The sequence below is a fragment of the Paenibacillus cisolokensis genome, assembly GCF_018403665.1.
Lineage (GTDB): Bacteria > Bacillota > Bacilli > Paenibacillales > Paenibacillaceae > Paenibacillus_AH > Paenibacillus_AH cisolokensis.
On sequence record NZ_BOVJ01000048.1, the window covers coordinates 1 to 18436 of the forward strand.

General features: G+C 62.0%; 15 protein-coding genes and 3 pseudogenes. 13 read left to right on the forward strand and 5 right to left on the reverse strand.

What is annotated here, in order from left to right:
* Window positions 1-593: pseudogene (locus PACILC2_RS06560) on the reverse strand (glycosyl hydrolase family 18 protein); the annotation flags it as partial.
* A gap of 191 nt (window positions 594-784) precedes the next feature.
* On the opposite strand from PACILC2_RS06560, the gene PACILC2_RS06565 reads away from it, so the two are divergent.
* From PACILC2_RS06565 to PACILC2_RS06580, 4 genes are all read left to right on the forward strand, one after another.
* Window positions 785-1483 carry a methyltransferase domain-containing protein gene (locus PACILC2_RS06565; RefSeq protein WP_213528232.1) on the forward strand — a complete coding sequence of 233 codons (699 nt, stop codon included), beginning with the start codon at window positions 785-787 and terminating at the stop codon, window positions 1481-1483.
* A 1-nt stretch (window position 1484) separates the two neighbouring features.
* The gene (locus tag PACILC2_RS06570) at window positions 1485-2630 is read left to right on the forward strand and encodes an NAD(P)/FAD-dependent oxidoreductase (RefSeq protein ID WP_213528234.1); all 1146 of its coding nucleotides are present in this window, start codon (window positions 1485-1487) and stop codon (window positions 2628-2630) included.
* Between the two features lie 79 nt (window positions 2631-2709).
* The gene (locus PACILC2_RS06575) at window positions 2710-3183 is read left to right on the forward strand and encodes an SRPBCC family protein (RefSeq protein WP_213528237.1); all 474 of its coding nucleotides are present in this window, start codon (window positions 2710-2712) and stop codon (window positions 3181-3183) included.
* Window positions 3176-4408, forward strand: coding sequence for a beta-ketoacyl-[acyl-carrier-protein] synthase family protein (locus PACILC2_RS06580; protein WP_213528239.1), 1233 nt, complete (start codon window positions 3176-3178; stop codon window positions 4406-4408). Before PACILC2_RS06575 ends, PACILC2_RS06580 begins: the two co-directional genes overlap by 8 nt.
* Before the next feature lie 100 nt (window positions 4409-4508).
* On the opposite strand, the gene PACILC2_RS06585 is transcribed toward PACILC2_RS06580, so the two are convergent.
* Complete coding sequence (locus PACILC2_RS06585) at window positions 4509-4787, reverse strand: YxcD family protein (protein WP_062492879.1); 279 nt, start codon at window positions 4785-4787, stop codon at window positions 4509-4511.
* A 2-nt stretch (window positions 4788-4789) separates the two neighbouring features.
* On the reverse strand, window positions 4790-5218 hold the full coding sequence (locus PACILC2_RS06590) for a hypothetical protein (protein WP_062492880.1): 429 nt from the start codon (window positions 5216-5218) through the stop codon (window positions 4790-4792).
* Window positions 5219-5364: 146 nt separating this feature from the next.
* On the opposite strand from PACILC2_RS06590, the gene PACILC2_RS06595 reads away from it, so the two are divergent.
* Window positions 5365-5916, forward strand: a complete 552-nt coding sequence (locus PACILC2_RS06595; protein WP_213528241.1) for a DUF309 domain-containing protein — start codon at window positions 5365-5367, stop codon at window positions 5914-5916.
* Here the strand turns inward: PACILC2_RS06595 and PACILC2_RS06600 are convergent.
* Both PACILC2_RS06600 and PACILC2_RS06605 read right to left on the reverse strand, forming a co-directional pair.
* A complete protein-coding gene (locus tag PACILC2_RS06600; RefSeq protein WP_213528243.1) occupies window positions 5913-6512 on the reverse strand; it encodes a beta-class carbonic anhydrase in 600 nt (199 codons plus the stop codon). The genes PACILC2_RS06595 and PACILC2_RS06600 overlap by 4 nt on opposite strands.
* A gap of 91 nt (window positions 6513-6603) precedes the next feature.
* Complete coding sequence (locus PACILC2_RS06605) at window positions 6604-6921, reverse strand: iron-sulfur cluster biosynthesis family protein (protein ID WP_213528245.1); 318 nt, start codon at window positions 6919-6921, stop codon at window positions 6604-6606.
* A gap of 95 nt (window positions 6922-7016) precedes the next feature.
* Between PACILC2_RS06605 and PACILC2_RS06610 the strand changes: the two are divergent.
* The 8 genes and pseudogenes from PACILC2_RS06610 to mutS all read left to right on the forward strand — a co-directional run bounded on the left by PACILC2_RS06610 (window position 7017) and on the right by mutS (window position 18430).
* Window positions 7017-8533, forward strand: a pseudogene (locus tag PACILC2_RS06610) (carboxypeptidase M32).
* A 282-nt stretch (window positions 8534-8815) separates the two neighbouring features.
* Window positions 8816-9841 carry an ABC transporter substrate-binding protein gene (locus tag PACILC2_RS06615; RefSeq protein WP_372447068.1) on the forward strand — a complete coding sequence of 342 codons (1026 nt, stop codon included), beginning with the start codon at window positions 8816-8818 and terminating at the stop codon, window positions 9839-9841.
* Window positions 9842-9902: 61 nt separating this feature from the next.
* Window positions 9903-10694: an ABC transporter ATP-binding protein gene (locus PACILC2_RS06620; RefSeq protein ID WP_062492885.1), complete on the forward strand. Its 792-nt coding sequence runs from the start codon at window positions 9903-9905 to the stop codon at window positions 10692-10694.
* Window positions 10687-11697, forward strand: coding sequence for an ABC transporter permease (locus PACILC2_RS06625; RefSeq protein ID WP_235593144.1), 1011 nt, complete (start codon window positions 10687-10689; stop codon window positions 11695-11697). Before PACILC2_RS06620 ends, PACILC2_RS06625 begins: the two co-directional genes overlap by 8 nt.
* A 41-nt stretch (window positions 11698-11738) precedes the next feature.
* Entirely contained in the window at window positions 11739-12749 is a 1011-nt protein-coding gene (locus tag PACILC2_RS06630; protein WP_213528249.1) for an aromatic acid exporter family protein, read from the forward strand.
* A gap of 62 nt (window positions 12750-12811) precedes the next feature.
* On the forward strand, window positions 12812-13375 hold the full coding sequence (locus PACILC2_RS06635) for an outer spore coat protein CotE (protein ID WP_062492886.1): 564 nt from the start codon (window positions 12812-12814) through the stop codon (window positions 13373-13375).
* A gap of 222 nt (window positions 13376-13597) precedes the next feature.
* The gene (locus PACILC2_RS06640) at window positions 13598-15331 is read left to right on the forward strand and encodes a putative amidoligase domain-containing protein (RefSeq protein ID WP_213528251.1); all 1734 of its coding nucleotides are present in this window, start codon (window positions 13598-13600) and stop codon (window positions 15329-15331) included.
* Window positions 15332-15656: 325 nt separating this feature from the next.
* Window positions 15657-18430: pseudogene (mutS, locus tag PACILC2_RS06645) on the forward strand (DNA mismatch repair protein MutS).
* Window positions 18431-18436: the final 6 nt, after the last annotated feature.

The following is an 18436-nucleotide window of genomic DNA, read 5'->3' on the forward strand; positions in this document are numbered from 1 at the left end:
TCGCCGTCCTTGTAGACGGCATATTTTTTCGTGCCTTGGCGCTGCTTCAGACGATCGTTCGCCGACAGGTTGTCCCACACCCATTTGTTGGCGCCGATGTCCATAATATGTGCGTTGCCCCAGCGCTTCGCTTCTTTTTTCGCCTCTTCCAGCGTTTCGAAGCCCCATTCCGCCTTCGTTTTGTCACCTTGATACAGCTGGTATTTCGCATAGTTGCTGTAAACCCAGCCAGGCTTTTCGAGATCGCGAATATGTACGTTTTTCAATGTTTTCGCCTTGGCCAGCGCTTGCTCGTACGTATCGTATTCCCACCAGCTGTACGATGTGGAGCCCTGGTACACCTTGAATTTCGGGAAATTGTCCCAGACCCATACGCGCCCCGTTATTTTCTCGACATGGGCGTACTTGAATCGCTTCGCATAAGCGATCGCCTGGGATTCCGAGACAAATTCCCGCAGCGGCTTGTCGTTCTGGTATACCCGGTACGCGCTGGCGGCTTCCTTCTCGGCGGCAAAACCGACCGCGGCGGTAGCCCATACGGTCTGCACCGCGATCAGCAGCACAATCGCCATGCGGCTCGTTCGATTTATCAAATTCGCTTGTCACTTCCTTTCTCTTAGTCTATGAATATTAAACGCAAAATCGGTAGATTTGGTTTCGGGCAAAAAAATAAACAATCCGGTTGCGGACGATCTTCGTGAAAACGATGGATAAAAAACCAGTAATTCCCTCAAACTAAAAGTGAAGCGTTACCCAATCTCGGCCGAAGGAGCTGGAGGGCGGAATGGACAGGCAAATCCGGAAAGAGATGCTCGACGATGCGGAATTGGATGAGCAGGAGCTGATGCGCAGCCTCCGGGAAGTGTGGCAGGTGAACCGGTATATGGGCGGCAATCCTGCGCTGTTCGCGCACATCAAGCGGATGGTGCTGCTGGCCGCCCGCGGGGGAAGGCAGGTGAATGTGCTGGATGTCGCGACAGGACTGGCCGATCAGCCGCTCATGCTCATCCGTTGGGCGGAGAGGAAAGGGATCGGCTTGACGGTGACGGGCGTGGACATCAACAGCCGGATCGTGCGGCTCGCCGCTGCGCGCACGGCAGGCAGCGGCGCGATCCGCATCGAGCAGGGAGACGGGCGCAGACTGACGTATCCGGACGGCAGCTTCGATATCGCGTTCAGCAATTTGGCTCTCCATCACTTCGACGGAGATGACGCGGCCATGCTGCTGCGCGAGCTGGAGCGGGTCAGCCGGATCGGATGGGTCGCGGCCGATCTGGAGCGCCATCCGGCGGCGCTTGGCGCGGCGCGCCTGCTGGCCCGCTTCGTCTGGCGCAGCCCAGTCACCCGCCACGACGGGCCGCTGTCGGTGCAGCGCGCCTATACGGCCGCCGAAGCGGAGGCGCTGGCCAGGCGGGCGGGGGTGGACGCCAGGCTGCACCGCCACTTCCCGTTCCGGCTGGCGCTTGTCGGCGGCGGGCGCTAATATGGCCGACGTCATCATCGTCGGAGCGGGGCCAGCCGGCAGCGCGCTCGGCCGGCTTCTTGCGCGGCGCGGCATCTCCGTCGCCATATTGGAAGCCGGCTTCTTCCCGAAGCGCAAGCCGTGCGGCGAATCGCTGAATCCGGGAGCGATCGCGGCGCTCGGGCGAATGGGCTATGCGCCGGAAGCCGAGCTGGCCGATGCGGCCGTTCCGCTGCGCGGCTGGCGGCTGCATACGCCGAGAAGTCGGCTTTCGGCAGATTATCCCGGGGGACTGCGAGGGCTCGCTTGCCCCCGGGAACGTCTGGACCGCTGGCTGGCGGAATCGGCTTCGCGGGCCGGCGCTTCGCTGCTGGAAGGGATGCGCGTCGACCGGCTTCTGTTCGACGACGGTCGCGTCTGCGGCGTCAGCGGGCGGACTGAGCGAGGCGCGGCGTTCCGGTTGACCGCGCCGTTCGTCGTCGGCGCCGACGGCTTGCGTTCGGTTGTCGCCCGGCGCGCAGGACTTGCGCTTTCCGGCAGCGTGCGCAAGATTGCCTTTACGGTCCGGCTTGACGGATGGCCGCAGGCAGAGCCTTACGTCGAGCTGTATGTTCGGCGCGACGAGGTCGTCGGCATCGCGCCGTTCGCCGGCGGAACGGCCAATATGACGGTCGTCGTGCCGGAACGGCGGGCGATCGAAGCGGCCGGCCGCAAGCCGGCTTTCGTCCGGCAAATCGCGGGCCGGTGGCCGGAGCTGGCGCCGGCGTTCGAGCGAGCCGCGATCGACGGCGAAGTGCTGGCTTGCGGTCCGTTCGACCGCCCGGTAAGCGCCGCGGCCCGGCCGGGCCTGATGCTCGTCGGTGACGCCTCCGGCTATTACGACCCGCTTACCGGCCAAGGCATCTACCGCGCACTGCGGGGGGCCGAGCTTGCCGCCGATGCGCTGGCCCAGGCGCTGGCAAGCGGATCGCAACGGCCGCTGTACGACTACGACCGCATGATCCGGGAGACGTTCCGGACGGGAACGCGGCTGCAGCGTCTGATCGATTACGTCTGCCGCCATCCGGCCTGGCTGGATGGCGCGTCCGCCGTCCTGGGCGGCTGGCCGGCCGCTACCCGCCGGCTGGCGGGGCTGATCGGCGACTGTCCGCCGCCGCTCCCGCGGTAAAAAGCCGGCGCAGGGCGTTATGCATACCAAGGAAGCTGAAACGATCGTAACCAAATCTTTCGCAAAGGGGCGAGAAACGTTGTATACATGGAATGAGCTGTATTTTGCCTGCCCGCCGTCCAGGACGTTCGAATTCGCGCGGCATGTCGACCGCTGGCCGGACTATTTGCCGCATTACCGGCGTGTCCGGTTTCTTGAAGGCAGCGGCTGCCTGGGCGGCCTTGTGGAAATGGCGGCGCTGCGCCGTTTCGATCCGGTCGGCTGGCCGGTATGGTGGGTCAGCGAGATGGAAGTGGACGAGGAGGAGTCAGCCGTTCGTTACCGCCATGTGCGCGGAGTGACGAAAGGGATGGAGGTCGAATGGAAGCTCGCTCCCGCGGAAGGAGGCACCCGGGTGACGATCGCCCACGAATGGCATCGTCCGCAGGTCGGAAAGCTGCTCGCGAAGCGGATCATCGGCCCGGTGTTCGTGCAACATATTGCCGATCAAACGCTTGAAGGACTGAAAAGGGCGGCCGAAGGAAGGGCGAAGGGAGCTGCCGCCAATGCGTAAGCGGAAGGCTGTCGTGACCGGCATCGGCTGCGTCACGCCGATCGGCGCCGGCATCGACGCGCTATGGGACGGCGTGCGCCGGGGCGAAAGCGCGGTCGGCGTCATTGAACGATTCGAGCCTGAAGGTCTGCGCAGCCGCATCGCCGCGCAAATCCGGGATTTCGATCCGCTTGCGTACATGGACCGCAAGCGGGCGCATCGGATGGACCGCTATTCCCAGCTTGCGGTAGCGGCCGGGACGCTGGCGCTGCGCCACGCGCGGCTCGGTCCGGACGATGCGGAACAGGAGCGCACCGGTATTTTCATGGGCAGCGCGCTCGGCGGCATTTCGTTCGCCGAAGAGCAGAGCGCCCGCTTTCACGGCGGCGGATACCGGTCCGTGTCGCCGACGCTCGGATATTCCGTGTTCGGCGGCGCGGCGTCGTGCAATATGGCGATGGCGTTCGGCTTCACCGGACCGAATGAGACGAACGCCATGTCATGCGCGTCCGGCGCCGTCGCGATCGGCCGCGCGCTGCAGGCGATACGCCGGGGCGAAGCGGATGTCGCGCTTGCCGGCGGAGCGGAAGCGCCGCTTTCGCCGCTCTCGTTCGGCGCCTTCGATATGCTGCGGGCGATGTCTTCGCGTAACGACGCCCCGCACCGGGCGAGCCGGCCGTTCGACCGCCATCGCGACGGCTTCGTAATGGGAGAAGGGGCGGCGGTGCTCGTCATCGAGGAGGAAGAGCATGCGAAAGCGAGAGGGGCGGTTATTCTGGCGGAGTTGGCCGGTTTCGGCCTGACGAACGACGCCCATCATATGAGCGTCCCGCTGCCTAGCGGTTCGCAGGCGGCGCGGGCGGTCAGGCTGGCGCTGTCCGACGCCGAACTGTCGGCGGATGATATCAGTTACGTTAACGCGCATGGCTCGTCCACGCCGCTGAACGATGTGACCGAATCGAAGGTCGTGCGCGACGTATTCGGCAATCGTCCGGTCGCCGTCAGCGGGACGAAGGGGCTGTACGGCCACCCGCTCGGCGCGTCCGGGGCGATCGAGGCGGCGATTGCGGTGATGGCGCTGCGCGAAGGCTGGCTGCCGCCGACGGCCAATCTGGAGGAGCCGGATCCCGCGGCCGATATCGATCTCATTCAGGGGGCGGGACGGCAAGCGCGTGCCGAAGCGGTCGTCTCGAACTCCTACGGCTTTGGCGGCGTCAATGCCGTACTCGCTTTTACGCGCCGCTAAATGCGCCGCGTCATCGAACAAGCCCGGCCGGTCATGGCGACCGCCGGGCTTGCTGTGTGCATCTCCGCTTGCGTTTGGAAACGGAGCCGTTCGGGAGCCGTCACACCTCGATGTCGGCCCAGAACTCTTCGTCCGCATCCAGCGTAATCTGGGAGCGGAACACGCGAATATTGTAATGGTTATACATATACTGTTCGATCGCTTCGAGCAAATTGGCTTCAACCAGATACTGGCTCCGGCCGTCGACCCATACTTCGGCGGTAAATCCGTAATCCTCGTCCCAGGACAATTGCGCTTCTACCTTCGAGACGGGGACGCCTTTGCGCGACGCCATATGATGGCAGACGGCATTGATGATTTCGTCGGTGTAAATGCGCATCGTTAATACGGTCTGCGGTTATTGTCCGCCATTTTGCGGCGGTCGCGGAAATAGACGAATATGGCGCGGATAACCGCGAAGAGCAGGAACAGAGCCAGCAAGTTGATCATCAAGCCGAGAATTTCGCCCAAGAAGCCCATGCTGCCGAACAGTCCGCCGAACAGCATGCCGGCGAGACCGCCGATCATCAGCCCTTTCATGAAGCTGCCGCCGCCGAACAATCCGCCGCGGTTCGCGGTCGTGCCCGTTGCCGGATTTGTGGCCTTCGTGCCGGAATCGCTGCGGCTGACATTTTCGGCCGGCTTGGACGGCGTCGTGACGCCTTGTCTCGGCGACTTCAAGCCGCCCCGCGGTTTGGCGTCCGCATAGTCGGCTGCGCTGAAAGCGAAGAACAGCGCGAATGCCATCATGACTAGCAACCCTTTTTTCATCTCTTAGTCGTGTCCCTCCTGTAAAAATCGGTTCGGCATAAGTTGCCATCGGTTACGTTTACGTATGCGGCAGGCTTTGGTTTCATTTTTTATAATAAAAATTTATAATAAAGCTGTTGCTGACGAAAAAGGGGAGTGGAGCGGCAATGGGAGAGCGCTATCCGGACGCCTATATCGATTATTTGGTCGAATTTCATGCGACGCGGGATTATTTCGAGTGCCATGAAATATTGGAGGAATATTGGAAATCCCATCCGGACGACGGGCTTAGCGACGCCTGGGTGGGGCTCATTCAACTGGCGGTCGGCCAATATCACAGCCGGAGAGGGAACATAAGCGGCGCGCGTAAAATGTTCGCCAGCGCTGAGAGGCGGCTGACGGACGAGCATATGCGCCGGCTCGGGCTGGACGCGGCGGCGATGAAAGCGATTGTCGCCGAGGCGATTTCCGCCTTGGCGGAGCGGAGCGGGACGTCCGCTTACCGCAGCTTCGATCTGCCGATCGCCGATCCCGAGCTGCTGCGGATGTGCCGCGAAGCGAGCCGGCTCCGGGGGCTTGTCTGGGGAGAAGAGCCCCGGCCCGAAGCGGCGGTCGTCCACCGCCACAAGCTGCGCGACCGCAGCGGTGTCATCGCCGCGCGCGCCGCTGCCGCCGAGGCGAAAGCCCGCGCAAGGAACGGAAGGAGCGCGCTAGATTAGCGCTCCGACGACCTTTGGCGCTTGCGAAGCTCCTCGTAGCCGTCGACGACCAGGTCGAGCTTGCCCGTCGTCGGGTCGACGATCAGGCCATGCACCGGCACCTCCGCCGGCAGCAGCGGATGGTTGCGCACAATGCCGACGCTGTTCTCCACGCTTTCCTTCACATTGTCGAAGCCGACCAGCCAGCGCGTCAGATTGATGCCGGAGTTGCGAAGCGTTTGAATCGTCTCTTCGGATATGCCGCGCTCCTTCATATGGGTGACGACCTTCTCGGGATCGATGCCTGTCATGCCGCAGTCGTAATGCCCGATAATCAGCACTTCCTTCGCTCCCAGCTCATAGACGGCGACGAGGATGCTGCGCATAATGTTGCCGAACGGCTGGGTGACGATCGCGCCTGCGTTTTTAATAATTTTGGCGTCGCCGTTGCGCAGATTCATCGCTTTCGGCAGCAGTTCCGTCAGCCTCGTGTCCATGCAGGTCACGATCGCCATTTTTTTGTCCGGGAACCGGTCTGTCAAGTAAGCCTCGTATTCGCGGTTTTCTACGAATCTCTCATTAAACTCCAAAATTTTCCCGATATTTCCTTCTGCCATATTTCCACTCCTTCTGTTTGGGCAAAGCAAAACGTGAAAGCCGATTTGCGTTTGCATGCGAAATCGCGCTCATGAAGCGCCGGCGCAACCGTCAGCGCAGCAACCGCAGATGATTCGTATAAATCTGCCCGTCGCTCTTCAATACGAAAGCGCCGCGCTCCGCGTCGTAATCGATCTTCATCTTCGGCTCGAAAAACACTTCATGCCGCGGCTCGTACAGGAAAGGGAACGGATCGCCTTCGCCTTCCCGGTCGTCCGGGCCCGGCCGATCGACGAACTGCAGGGCGGGAACGCCGCTGACGGCGCAGCCGCAGCCTTCCGTATCGTAGAGCAGCTTGAGACGGCGCCGCCCGCCGGCCAGCTCGGGACGGATCGCTTCCGCCGCGGCGGGGGTAAATTGAATGTTCATGATCGCCATTTCTCCTTCGTTGACTTTCATGTTGATTATACGTTTTGCAAAAAGTATGATCAAGTTGAAGAAAATATAGGATGGAGGCGAGCGGGATGACGGCAAACACGGAAGAGACATGGCAATCGTTCGACGAACTGATTCGCAAAATAAAAAGCTATGACGAGGCGCTCGGCGTTTTGTACTGGGACCTGAGAACCGGCGCGCCGCGCAAAGGGGTCGAACGGCGTTCGGAAGCGATCGGGGCGCTGTCGGCCGAGATGTTCAAGCTGTCGGTGTCCGAACGGATGGGCGAGCTGCTGGCCGCGCTGGAGGAACCCCGCGCGCAGGAGTCGCTTTCGCCGGTGCAGCGCAAGCTTGTCGCGGAAACGCGCAAGGAATACGACCGCAGCGTCAAAATTCCGCCCAAACTGTACGAGGAATACGTCGTGCTGACGTCGCAGGCGGAATCCGTTTGGGAAGAGGCGAAAGCGAATAACGATTACAAGCGTTTTCAGCCTTATCTGGACCGGATCATCGGGTACACCGGGCAATTCATCGATCTGTGGGGCGTCCGCGGGACCCGCTACGATACGCTGCTCGACCAGTATGAGCCGGGCATGACGACCGCTGAGCTCGATCGCGTGTTCGGCGGCTTGCGGGAACAGCTTGTGCCGCTCGCATCGGCGATCGCGGAGTCGCCGCATCAGCCGGATGAACGGTTTTGCGGCAGTCGTTCGACAAGGACGCCCAGAAAGCGTTCAGTCTGTTTATTCTGAAAGAGATGGGCTACGATTTTTCCGCCGGACGTCTCGACGAGAGCGTCCATCCGTTCGCCATCGGACTGAGCCCCGGCGATGTCCGCATTACGACCCGCTACTTGCCGGACGACGTGACCAGCGCGCTGTTCGGCACGATTCACGAAGGCGGACATGCCCTTTACGAGCAAAACATCGATCCGGAGCTGGCCGGCACGCCGCTGTGCACCGGCACGTCAATGGGCATTCACGAATCCCAGTCGCGCTTCTGGGAAAATGTGATCGGCCGCAGCCGTCCGTTCTGGGAACGGTATTACGGCGAGCTGCAGCGGCGTTTTCCCGGACAGCTGGACGTGCCGGTCGAAGATTTCTACCGGGCGATCAACGTCGTACGCCCGTCGCTGATCCGCATCGAAGCCGATGAGCTGACATACAATCTGCACATCATTATCCGGTACGAGATGGAAAAGCAAATATTTAACGAAGGCTTGAAAGCCGCCGATCTGCCGGAAGCATGGAATGCCAAATACCGCGAATATCTCGGCGTTGCGCCGGATAACGACGCGGAAGGAGTGCTGCAGGACGTGCACTGGTCGGGCGGCTCGTTCGGCTATTTCCCGTCCTATTCGCTCGGCAATATGTACGCCGCCCAAATCGCGGATACGATGGAACGCGAGCTGAACGGCATGTGGGAGCTCGTCGGGCGGGGCGAGCTGCTGCCGATCAAGGAGTGGCTGACGGAGCGCATATACAGGCACGGCAAGCTGCTCGAACCGTCGGAAATTATCGAACGGGTGACGGGCAAGCCGCTCGATCCGGATTATCTCGTCCAATATTTGCGGCGGAAATATTCCGACATCTACCGGTTGGGTTGAGTGCGGCCGCTTGCGGGACAACGCGCTTCATACGCGATCCGGCTTGCCTCACGCCGCAGCGTGCAGGCCGGATCGCAGCAGCGTTCCAGGAGGAGCATGATCGGCTGCGCCACCCTGTCGGAATCCAATAGAATGCAACGCAGGTCGCCTACGGGCGGCCTGCTTTTTTTTGAGTCAAGCCCTGGCCGGCAGCTTATTCGATCCTTGGCCATACACGGTTTGCAAACGCCCGGCATACGATGATATACGGTAAACTGCGCTATCAAGCAAAGGGTGATGACTTTGAAAAGACGTAGAAAAATAGGGCTGCCGGCCGCATTGGCGGTCGCGCTGTTATTCGCGGCGCTGCTGGCCGGATGCGGCCGGAATGAGGGCGCGACGAAGATTCGGATCGGGGAAGTGACGCGATCGCTGTTCTATGCGCCGGAATATGTGGCGATCGAGAAAGGCTTTTTTGAGGAAGAAGGACTGGAGGTCGAGCTGACCACGACGTTCGGCGGCGACAAGACGATGACGGCATTGCTGTCGGGCACGATCGATGTGGCGCTTGTCGGTTCGGAGACGTCCATCTATGTGTACCAGCAAGGTGCGGATGATCCGGTTATCAATTTCGCTCAGCTGACGCAAACGGACGGCACATTCCTCGTCGCGCGCAAGCTGGACGGCGAATTCGACTGGAACATGCTGAAGGGCAGCGTTTTTCTCGGTCAACGCAAAGGCGGTATGCCGCAGATGGCCGGTGAGTTTACGCTGAAGAAGAACGGCATCGATCCGCATGCGGATCTCGATTTGATTCAAAACATCGATTTTGCGAACATTGCGGCGGCGTTCGCTTCGGGCACCGGCGAATACGTGCAGCTGTTCGAGCCGCAGGCGTCGATATTCGAGCGGGAGGGCAAAGGGCGCGTCGTCGCGTCGTTCGGAGTGGAAAGCGGCAAGCTGCCGTACACCGTATTTATGGCCAAACAGAGCTATATCGACAAGAATAGGGAAGCGATCCAAAAGTTTACGAATGCCGTTTACAAAGCGCAGCAGTGGGTGCGCGACAACGATGCGGAGACGATCGCGGACGTCGTGCTCCCGTATTTTGAAGATGTCGACCGCGACATCGTCGTCAGCTCGATCGACCGGTACAAGAGCCAGGGATCGTTCGCCGAAGATCCGATCGTCGACGAGAGCGAATGGAACAATCTGCTCGATGTCATGACTTCGGCCGGCGAGCTGGCGAAGCGGACGGAACATCAGGAACTGGTCGATACGGCTTTCGCGGAGACGGCGATCGGGAAAGCCGCGGGCCAGGGCGATTAGAACGTTACCGGGACCTTGATGAGGCCCGCGGCATTAGGGCTGCAGAAAGGGAAGGTGCGGAATGCAAACCGGGAATATGCTGGAGCTCATTGACGTGTCCCATGTATACGTAAACGACCAGGGAGCGTCCCTGGCGGTCGAACAGTTGAATATGGCAGTTCGCCCGGGCGAATTTGTCGCGCTGGTCGGGCCGAGCGGGTGCGGCAAGACGACCATTCTCAGCCTGCTCGCCGGTCTTCTCTTTCCGACGCGAGGTTCCGTCCTGCTGGCGGGCGTGCCGGTCACCGGCCCGTCGCCGCAGGTCGGGTACATGCTGCAGCAGGATTACCTGTTCCCCTGGCGGACGATTCGGGATAATGCGGCAATCGGTCTGGAAATTGCCGGCCGCCGCACGAAAGCTGCGCTGGAAGCCGTAGACCGGCTGCTCGAGGAACTCGGTCTTTCCGGCGCGGGCGGACGCTACCCTCACGAGCTGTCCGGCGGCATGAGGCAGCGGGTGGCGCTCGCCCGCACGCTGGCCACCGAGCCGGAAGTGATGCTGCTCGACGAGCCGTTCTCGGCGCTCGACCTGCACATCAAGCTGCAGCTCGAGGATTTGGTGCAGGAGACGCTGCGCCGGCGGGGCAAAACCGCGGTGCTCGTCACGCACGATCTGGCCGAAGCGGCGGCGATGAGCGACCGCGTCATCGTGCTCGGCAAACAGCCCGGCCGCATTTTGCGGGAGCTGGACATTCCGGAAGAGCTCCGTTCGGCGAGCCCGACGGAAGCGCGCAAGCAGCCCGGTTTTCAAGAGGTGTTCGAGGAACTGTGGAGCGAGCTGAACCGGACGGAGGAGGGGGAGCGCCATGGATGAACGGAACAACGGGAAGCCGCGCCGGCTGCGCAAGGTTCGGCCGGAGCGTTCGGCATTTTCGGCGGTCGGGCGGAAGGCCGGTCAGGTGCCGCTGCCGCGAGACGGCATGAAAGGCGCGGCCGGCGTCTCTGTCTCCGGGCATCATGCCGGACAGGACGAAACGGCCGCTCTCGTATCCGGCGTTGCCGAAGAGAGGGAGAAGCTGCTGTCGGCGCTGCATGGCCGGCATCTGGCGCGGCAGCGCCGGATCAGCTTTGCGGTATGGGGGATGCAGGCGCTGCTGCTCGCGCTGTTCGTCGGCTTGTGGGAGACGGCCGGCCGGCTCCGCTGGATCGACCCGCTGCTGTTCAGTTATCCGAGCCGGCTGCTGGAGCAGATCGTCTCCACGATGGCGAGCGGCACGATTTGGCCGCATATCGCGGTGACGGTTGCGGAGACGGCGGCGGGATTTCTGCTCGGAACGCTGCTCGGCACCGCGCTCGCCGTGCTGCTGTGGTGGTCGCCTTTCCTGTCCCGGGTGCTCGATCCGTACCTGGTCGTGCTGAACAGCATGCCGAAGGTGGCGCTCGGCCCGATTTTTATCGTCGGACTCGGTCCCGGTTTTATGTCGATCGTGGCGACGACGCTGTCGGTGACGGTCATCATCACGACGATCAATATTTACAACCGGTTTCGGGATGTCGAATCCGGATTCGTCAAAGTGGTGCGGTTGTTCGGGGCGACGCGGGCGCAGCTGTTCCGGCTTGTCGTGCTGCCGGATTCGTTCCCCGTCATCATTTCGACGCTGAAGGTGAACGTCGGGCTGGCGTGGGTCGGCGTAATCGTCGGCGAGTTTCTGGTCGCGAAGCTCGGACTCGGCTATTTGATCATCTACGGCTTCCAGGTTTTCAATTTCACGCTGGTGCTGTCGAGCCTTGTCGTCATCGCCGCGGTAGCGACGGTCATGTACCAGCTCGTGGCGGCGTTGGAGCGCAAGTTGACGGCGGGGTGGCGGGAACGTTAGGATAAGAAGGAAAACGACTTATCCGAACGGAAGGTACAACAATGGGCATGCGTGTAATCAAGACCGCCATTGCCGCGCTGGCGGCTATCTATACTGCACTTACCATCGGACTCGATCCGCCGGTTTCGGCAGGACTGCTGGCAATCCTCGGCGTCGAGGCGACCCGGATGAAAGGGCTGAAAAGCTCATTCGCCCGATTTGTCGCTTCGGTGCTGGGGCTTTTTTTGGCATCGATCATTTTCATCGTTCTGGGCTTTCATTTGCCCGCGGTTTCCCTGTTCATCCTGATCGTCTTTCCGGTGCTTTCCAGACTCGGCCTGAAGGACGGCATCGTGACGAGCTCGGTCATCGTGTTTCATGTGTTCGCCAAGGAAGAGGTGACGGCCGGGGTGATCGCCAACGAAATTTTGCTGCTCGTAACCGGTCTCGGCTGGGCAACCGTCATTAATATGATCTACATGCCGAGGGAGGAGAACAAGCTTGTCCGTTGCCGGACAGAGCTGGAGGAGTCGCTCGGCGGCATTTTGCGCGAGATGGCTGCGACGCTGCGCAATCCCGCCCGTCTGTGGGACGGACAGGAGCTGTTGAAGGCGCATGCGGCGTGCGAGGAAGGCGCGAGGCTTGCGGAGCTGAGCCGGGAGAACCGGCTGTGGGGCGCGCCTTCTTACTGGGAAACGTATTTCGAGATGCGCAGACAGCAGCTCGAGGCGATTCAGCAGATGCTTGTCCAGCTTGCTTTTGTCTATGAAAAGATGCCGCAAGGGGAGCTGGTGGCGAAGCTGTTCGACCATCTGGCCGACGATGTAAAATCCGACGTTTACAAGGGGGAAGTGGAAGAAAAGCTGCATCGTTTGAAAGAGCGTTTTAAAAGAATGGAGCTGCCGCGAACGCGCGAGGAGTTCGAAGTGCGGGCGGCAATCCTGCAGCTGTGCCATGAATTGGAGCGTTGTCTTGCGATAGCCAGACGCTGGAAAAAGAAAAGTCATTCGGGCGAGCCGCATCTGCATAGAATAGAACGGGAAAATTCGTTGCCGCCCGGGGAAAGAAACTAGTCACCCTAGACGAATGTCCTGCATACACTTTAATGAATGATTGTATGGAGGAGGTTATAGCGATGGCATTAGCAGATAAACAGCTTCAATTTAGAGAGATTATAACGAAAGCTGTTTGCGGCAAAGGTCGTAAGTTCTCCACCGTGACCCATACCGTTACGCCGCCTCACCATCCGACCAGCATCCTGGGCGCATGGATTATCAACCATCAGTATGAAGCGGTGCGATCGGGCGACGGCATTGAGGTGATCGGTACTTACGATATTAACATCTGGTATTCCTACAACAAAAACACACAAACGGACGTAGCCAAGGAGACAGTGTCGTACGTCGAAAACGTACCGCTTTCGTATGTAGATCCGAAACATAGAGCTTCGACCGAAGAAGTGTCCGCCGATGCGACCCAGGAACCGAACTGCATCGAGGCTAACATCTCCTCGAACGGTTCGAGCGTCGCCATTCGGGTGGAGCGCGAATTTGCGGTGGAACTGGTTGCGGAAACGAAGGTTTGCGTGGCGGTAAACCCGAACGGATGCGATGACCTGGACGGCAAGGACATCGAATTCGGCATCGGCGACGACGACTTCGAGGATCTGGACCCGGATCTGCTGGACGACGAACTGTAACTTCGGCGATGTCGTTCGGGTTACTGTATCGTATGCGCGGGAGGGGAAAGATTCGAGGGCGGGAGCCCTCTTTCTTTTTCTTTATTTGGCTTGAACGCGTGTCCCCTGCCCGATTCGCGGCATTTGCGGCATTTGCGGCGCCTTCGTGCGCGTCTAAGCGTTGCGGTGCCGGATGACGGCGGTGAACTTGCATAATCGTCCTGACGAAAAGGGGGGCGTCCGATGGCGGGCGACGTCTGGATATGGCTGGGCGACAGCGGCGGCTGGCGAAAGGCGGGTTCGTCCGCGGATTCGACCAACCCGACCGGCGGGCGAGCGGAGAAGCTAGACGGGAAGGCAAGCCTGTCCGGCGGGCTGTCTGAGGAGCTAGACGGGAAGGCAAGCTTGTCCGGCGGGCGGGCGTCCGGCGGTTGTAATGCGGCGATTGCCGATGGACCGGGGCCGGACGACGCTATTGTCGTATGGGGCGGAGGGCGTCCGCAGCCCGGCCATCCCGCTTACCGGGAACGCGGCATGCACCCGGGGTGGGTGTTGAACGCCCACGCCGGCGATCTGGCCCGGCTTCCCGACGGCGAATGGCGCCGCAGGCTGAAGCGGGCGGGGCTTTCCGTGAGCGACGGTTCGGACGATCAGCGGGTCTATCGCGTGCCCGTGTTTCATCTTCAGGCGCTTGCCGTCAGACGATTGTACGGCCCGGCCGATGACGGCGCGCACTGGCGTTACGGCGGCGGCGCGGCGACGGAGCTGCCGCCGCGCGATGAAGAGGCGGGCCGGCTCAAGGACCCGCTCCTTCGCCGTGCCGCGGCGGCCGCGGTCAAGGCGCTGTATGCGCTCGGGCTTGACTTTGGCGAGGTGCTGGTCGCGGTCGACGGAGGCGGACGCGCTGCCATCCGTTCCGTCCAGCTCCCGGGAAAGCGGCTGAATGCCGGGGGCTTATGGGGAACGGCGCTGGATCGTTTCGCTGCTTGGCACCGAACCGTCCGCTTGGGGGACGGTTCGACGGAGCAGCCGCTGCTGATCGGCGCCGATCCCGAGTTCGTGCTGCTGCGCGCCGACGGCACGATCGCGTCGGCCGACCGGTATTTCCGGGCCGCCGAAGCCGGCACGGACGCGGTGCTCGTCCGCCGCCGGCTGCTGCGGCCGGTCGCGGAGCTGCGCCCGGAGCCGCAGGACAGCCCGGAAGCGCTGGCGGCGGAACTTCGCCGGCTGCTGCGTTATGCGGCGTCCCGCCCCGGCACCGACCGGCTGCGCTGGGCCGCAGGCGGCATGCCCGTGCCGGGACTGGCGCTCGGCGGGCATATCCATCTGAGCGGCGTGCCGCTGACCGGCCGGCTGCTGCGCCTGCTGGACAGCTACGCGGCATTTCCGCTCGCGATGGTGGAGGACCCCGCCGGGCGCAAACGCCGTCCCCGATACGGCGCGCTCGGGGACTTCCGCCTGCAGCCGCATGGCGGGTTCGAGTACCGGACGCTGCCGAGCTGGCTCGTATCGCCGGCAGCCGCCCGCGCCGCCTTCGCGCTGACGCTCCTGTGCGCGCGCGAGGCTTGGACACTTGCCTACGCTCCGGCCGAGGAGGAGCGGTGGGTGCAAGCGTATTACGCCGGCGACCGTTCGGAGCTCGCCGGCTGTCTGGACCGTCTGGCCGCGGAGATGGCCAAGACGGACAGCTATGCGGCGCTCTCGCGCTGGATCGAGCCGCTGCTCGGCGCCGCGCGAAGCGGCAAGACATGGGACGAGCGCGCCGATATTCGCGCGAAGTGGCGGATTCCGCCGTTCGCCGGCACCGGTGCCGTTCCGGTCGGCGGAAAGCGGAACGGCGAGGAACGGGGCAGCGGCATAGCGAGCGCCGGTAAAGATAGCGGCGGCAGACAGAGCGGCAGCAAACTGAGCGATGGCAAAGCGAGCGTCGGCAAACGTGGAGGCGGCGAACGGCCGCATCGGGGCAGCCCGCGCTAGCGGGCTTGCTTGATTTGAAATAAAGCCTTGCAAGTGCACAATTTCCCGTGCGCTCGGCGGCGTGGCTGGAAATAAAGCCTCACGGGTTCGCTACCCGCCCGTGTACTACACCCACGCACGGTGCTCTATTCCCAGGCTCGTTGCACGATTCCCCGCGCCCCGTGCGTACAGACCTCTCCGCCGGACAGGGCGCTGCGCGCCACCCGGACAATGGCCGACACCGTCCATCCGATTTCTGCTATAATAAGAATCTGACGTTTCTTCGAAGCTCTCAACTTCTTTCTAAAACATATTCGCATGCAATAAAGGCCAACGGGAGGACGTTATGGCTACATATACTCCGATGATACAGCAGTATCTCGCCATTAAAGAGGAAGCGGAGGACGCGTTTCTGTTTTTCCGCCTCGGCGATTTTTACGAAATGTTTTTCGACGACGCGATACTGGCATCGCGCGAGCTGGACATTACGCTGACCGGCCGCGACGGCGGGGGGACGAGCGCATTCCGATGTGCGGCGTGCCGTACCATTCGGCCGACAGCTACATCGCCCGGCTGATTGAAAAGGGTACAAAGTCGCCATCTGCGAACAGGTCGAAGATCCTTCGGCGGCCAAAGGCGTCGTGCGGCGGGAGATCGTCCGCGTCGTCACGCCGGGCACCGTCATGGAAGCGAAATCGGTGTCGGACAAGGCGAACAACTTCATCGTCAGCGTCGCCGCCGGCGACGGCGAATATGCGGTCGCTTCGTGCGATTTGACGACAGGGGAGCTGTATGTCACTTCGTTCGCGGCACGCGACGATATGCTGCTCGACGAAGTGAACGTGTACCGGCCTTCGGAAATCGTCGGCGATGCCGGGCTGCTGGACAAGCTGCAGCACAGCGGCGCCGCTGCCTGGAACCGGCCGGTGCTGTTTACGCCCCGCGAGCCGATCCCGCGCGAACGGCTTGCCGCCCAATTCGGCGAAGCGGAGCTGAAGCGTCTGCCGCCGGTCCGGCTGCGGGCGGTCAGCCTGCTGACCGGTTACTTGGAGGAGACGCAGAAGCGATCGCTCGGTCACGTCCGCACCGTTCGCGCGTACGAGCCGAGCCAGTACATGGTGCTCGACCACTATACGCGGCGCAATCTGGAACTGACCGAAACGGTGCGGGACCGAAGCAAGAAGGGTTCTCTCCTGTGGCTGCTCGACCGGACCAAACGTCGATGGGCGCCCGTTTGCTCCGCCGCTGGATCGACAAGCCGCTTCTGAACGTCGCTGCGATCGAAGAGCGGCTGGAGGCGGTGGACAAGCTGCACCGCGATCTCATCATCCGCGAAGATGTGAGGGAGCAGCTCGGCGGCATCTACGATCTCGAGCGGCTTGTCGGGAGAGTCGCCTTCGGCACCGCGAACGGACGCGATCTGAACGCCCTCAAGGCGTCTGTCCGGCGCATTCCCGCCCTTGCCGCGCTGTGTGCGTCTTCCGGGTCGAAGACGCTCGGCAAACTGGTCGAAGGGCTCGACGATTGCGCCGATCTGGCGGATATGATCGATACCGTCATCGTCGACGATCCGCCGGTATCCATCCGCGAAGGCGGGCTGATTCGACCGGGTTACGACGAATATCTCGACAAGCTGCGCGAAGCCAGCGCGAACGGCAAAAATGGCTGGCCGAGCTTGAGCGGCAGGAACGCGAGGCGACGGGGATCAAATCGTTGAAGATCGGATATAACAAAGTGTTCGGCTATTATCTCGAAGTGACCAAAGCGAATCTGCATATGCTTCCCGAAGGGCGGTACGAGCGGAAGCAGACGCTGGCGGGGGCGGAACGTTTCGTCACGCCGGAATTGAAGGAGAAGGAACGGCTCATTCTGGAAGCCGAGGAGAAAATGGTGGATCTGGAGTACGAGCGCTTCCTGGAGCTGAGGGATCATCTGTCCGCGCAGCTGCACCGGCTGCAGAAGCTGGCGGAAACGGTCGCGACGATCGACGTACTGCAGTCGCTCGCGACCGTCAGCGCGGAGCGGCGCTATGTCCGTCCGGCCGTAACGGACGGGTTCGACCTGTTGATCGAGGAAGGCCGCCATCCCGTCGTGGAGGCGGTCATGGAAGGCGTGCCGTTCATCGCCAACGGGACGTCGCTGACGGCGGACCAAGCTTCGATGCTGCTCATTACCGGACCCAATATGGCCGGCAAAAGCACCTATATGCGGCAAGTGGCGCTCATTTGCATTATGGCCCAGATCGGCTGCTTCGTGCCGGCCAAGTCGGCGTCGATACCGCTTGTCGACCGCATTTTTACCCGGATCGGCGCGGCGGACGATCTGATCGGCGGACAAAGCACGTTTATGGTTGAAATGAAAGATATTCAGCTGATGACCGAAAAGGCGACCCGTCAAAGCCTGGTCATCATCGACGAGCTCGGCCGCGGCACGTCGACGGGCGAAGGAATGGCCATCGCCCAGGCCGTCATCGAGTACGTGCATGATACGATACGCTGCAAGGCGCTCGTGTCGACGCATTTTCACGAGCTGGCGCACCTGGAGGAGACGATGTCGTCCCTGGCCAACGTCTGCATGGCCGTCAAGGAGTCCGGCGACGACGTTACGTTTCTGCGGCGGCTCGTGCCCGGAGCGGCGAGCACGAGCTACGGCATCTACTGTGCCCGTCTGGCGGGGTTGCCGGATTCGATTATCGGCAGAGCTTACGAGCTTCTGTCCGGCATGGAACGGATAACGGCGGGCGCCAAAATGGCGAGCGAAGCAAAGGCGGAACCGGCTCTCGACGGACGGAAATCGGGCGACACGCGGATCGTCGGCGGGACGGAAGCTCTCGCCGAAGCCGAAGCCGAAGCGGCGGCCGGGGCCGAGACAGCGCGGGATGAAGAAGACGGTTCCGCCGTCCGGCTTGAACCGGCGCCGGATGCGTGCGGCGCTTCCGTCGTGCAGCTGGCGATGTTCGAGGAAGCGGCGGTCTCCGAGCCTGCCGGCCGGCGCAAGGCCGCGACGGCGGCAGAACGGCTCGCCGACCAGCTTCGCAAGCTCGATCTGCTCAATATGACCCCGCTGCAGGCGATCCAATGGCTGAACGAGGCGAAGATGAAGCTGGCGGATCGCGATTAGGAAGGG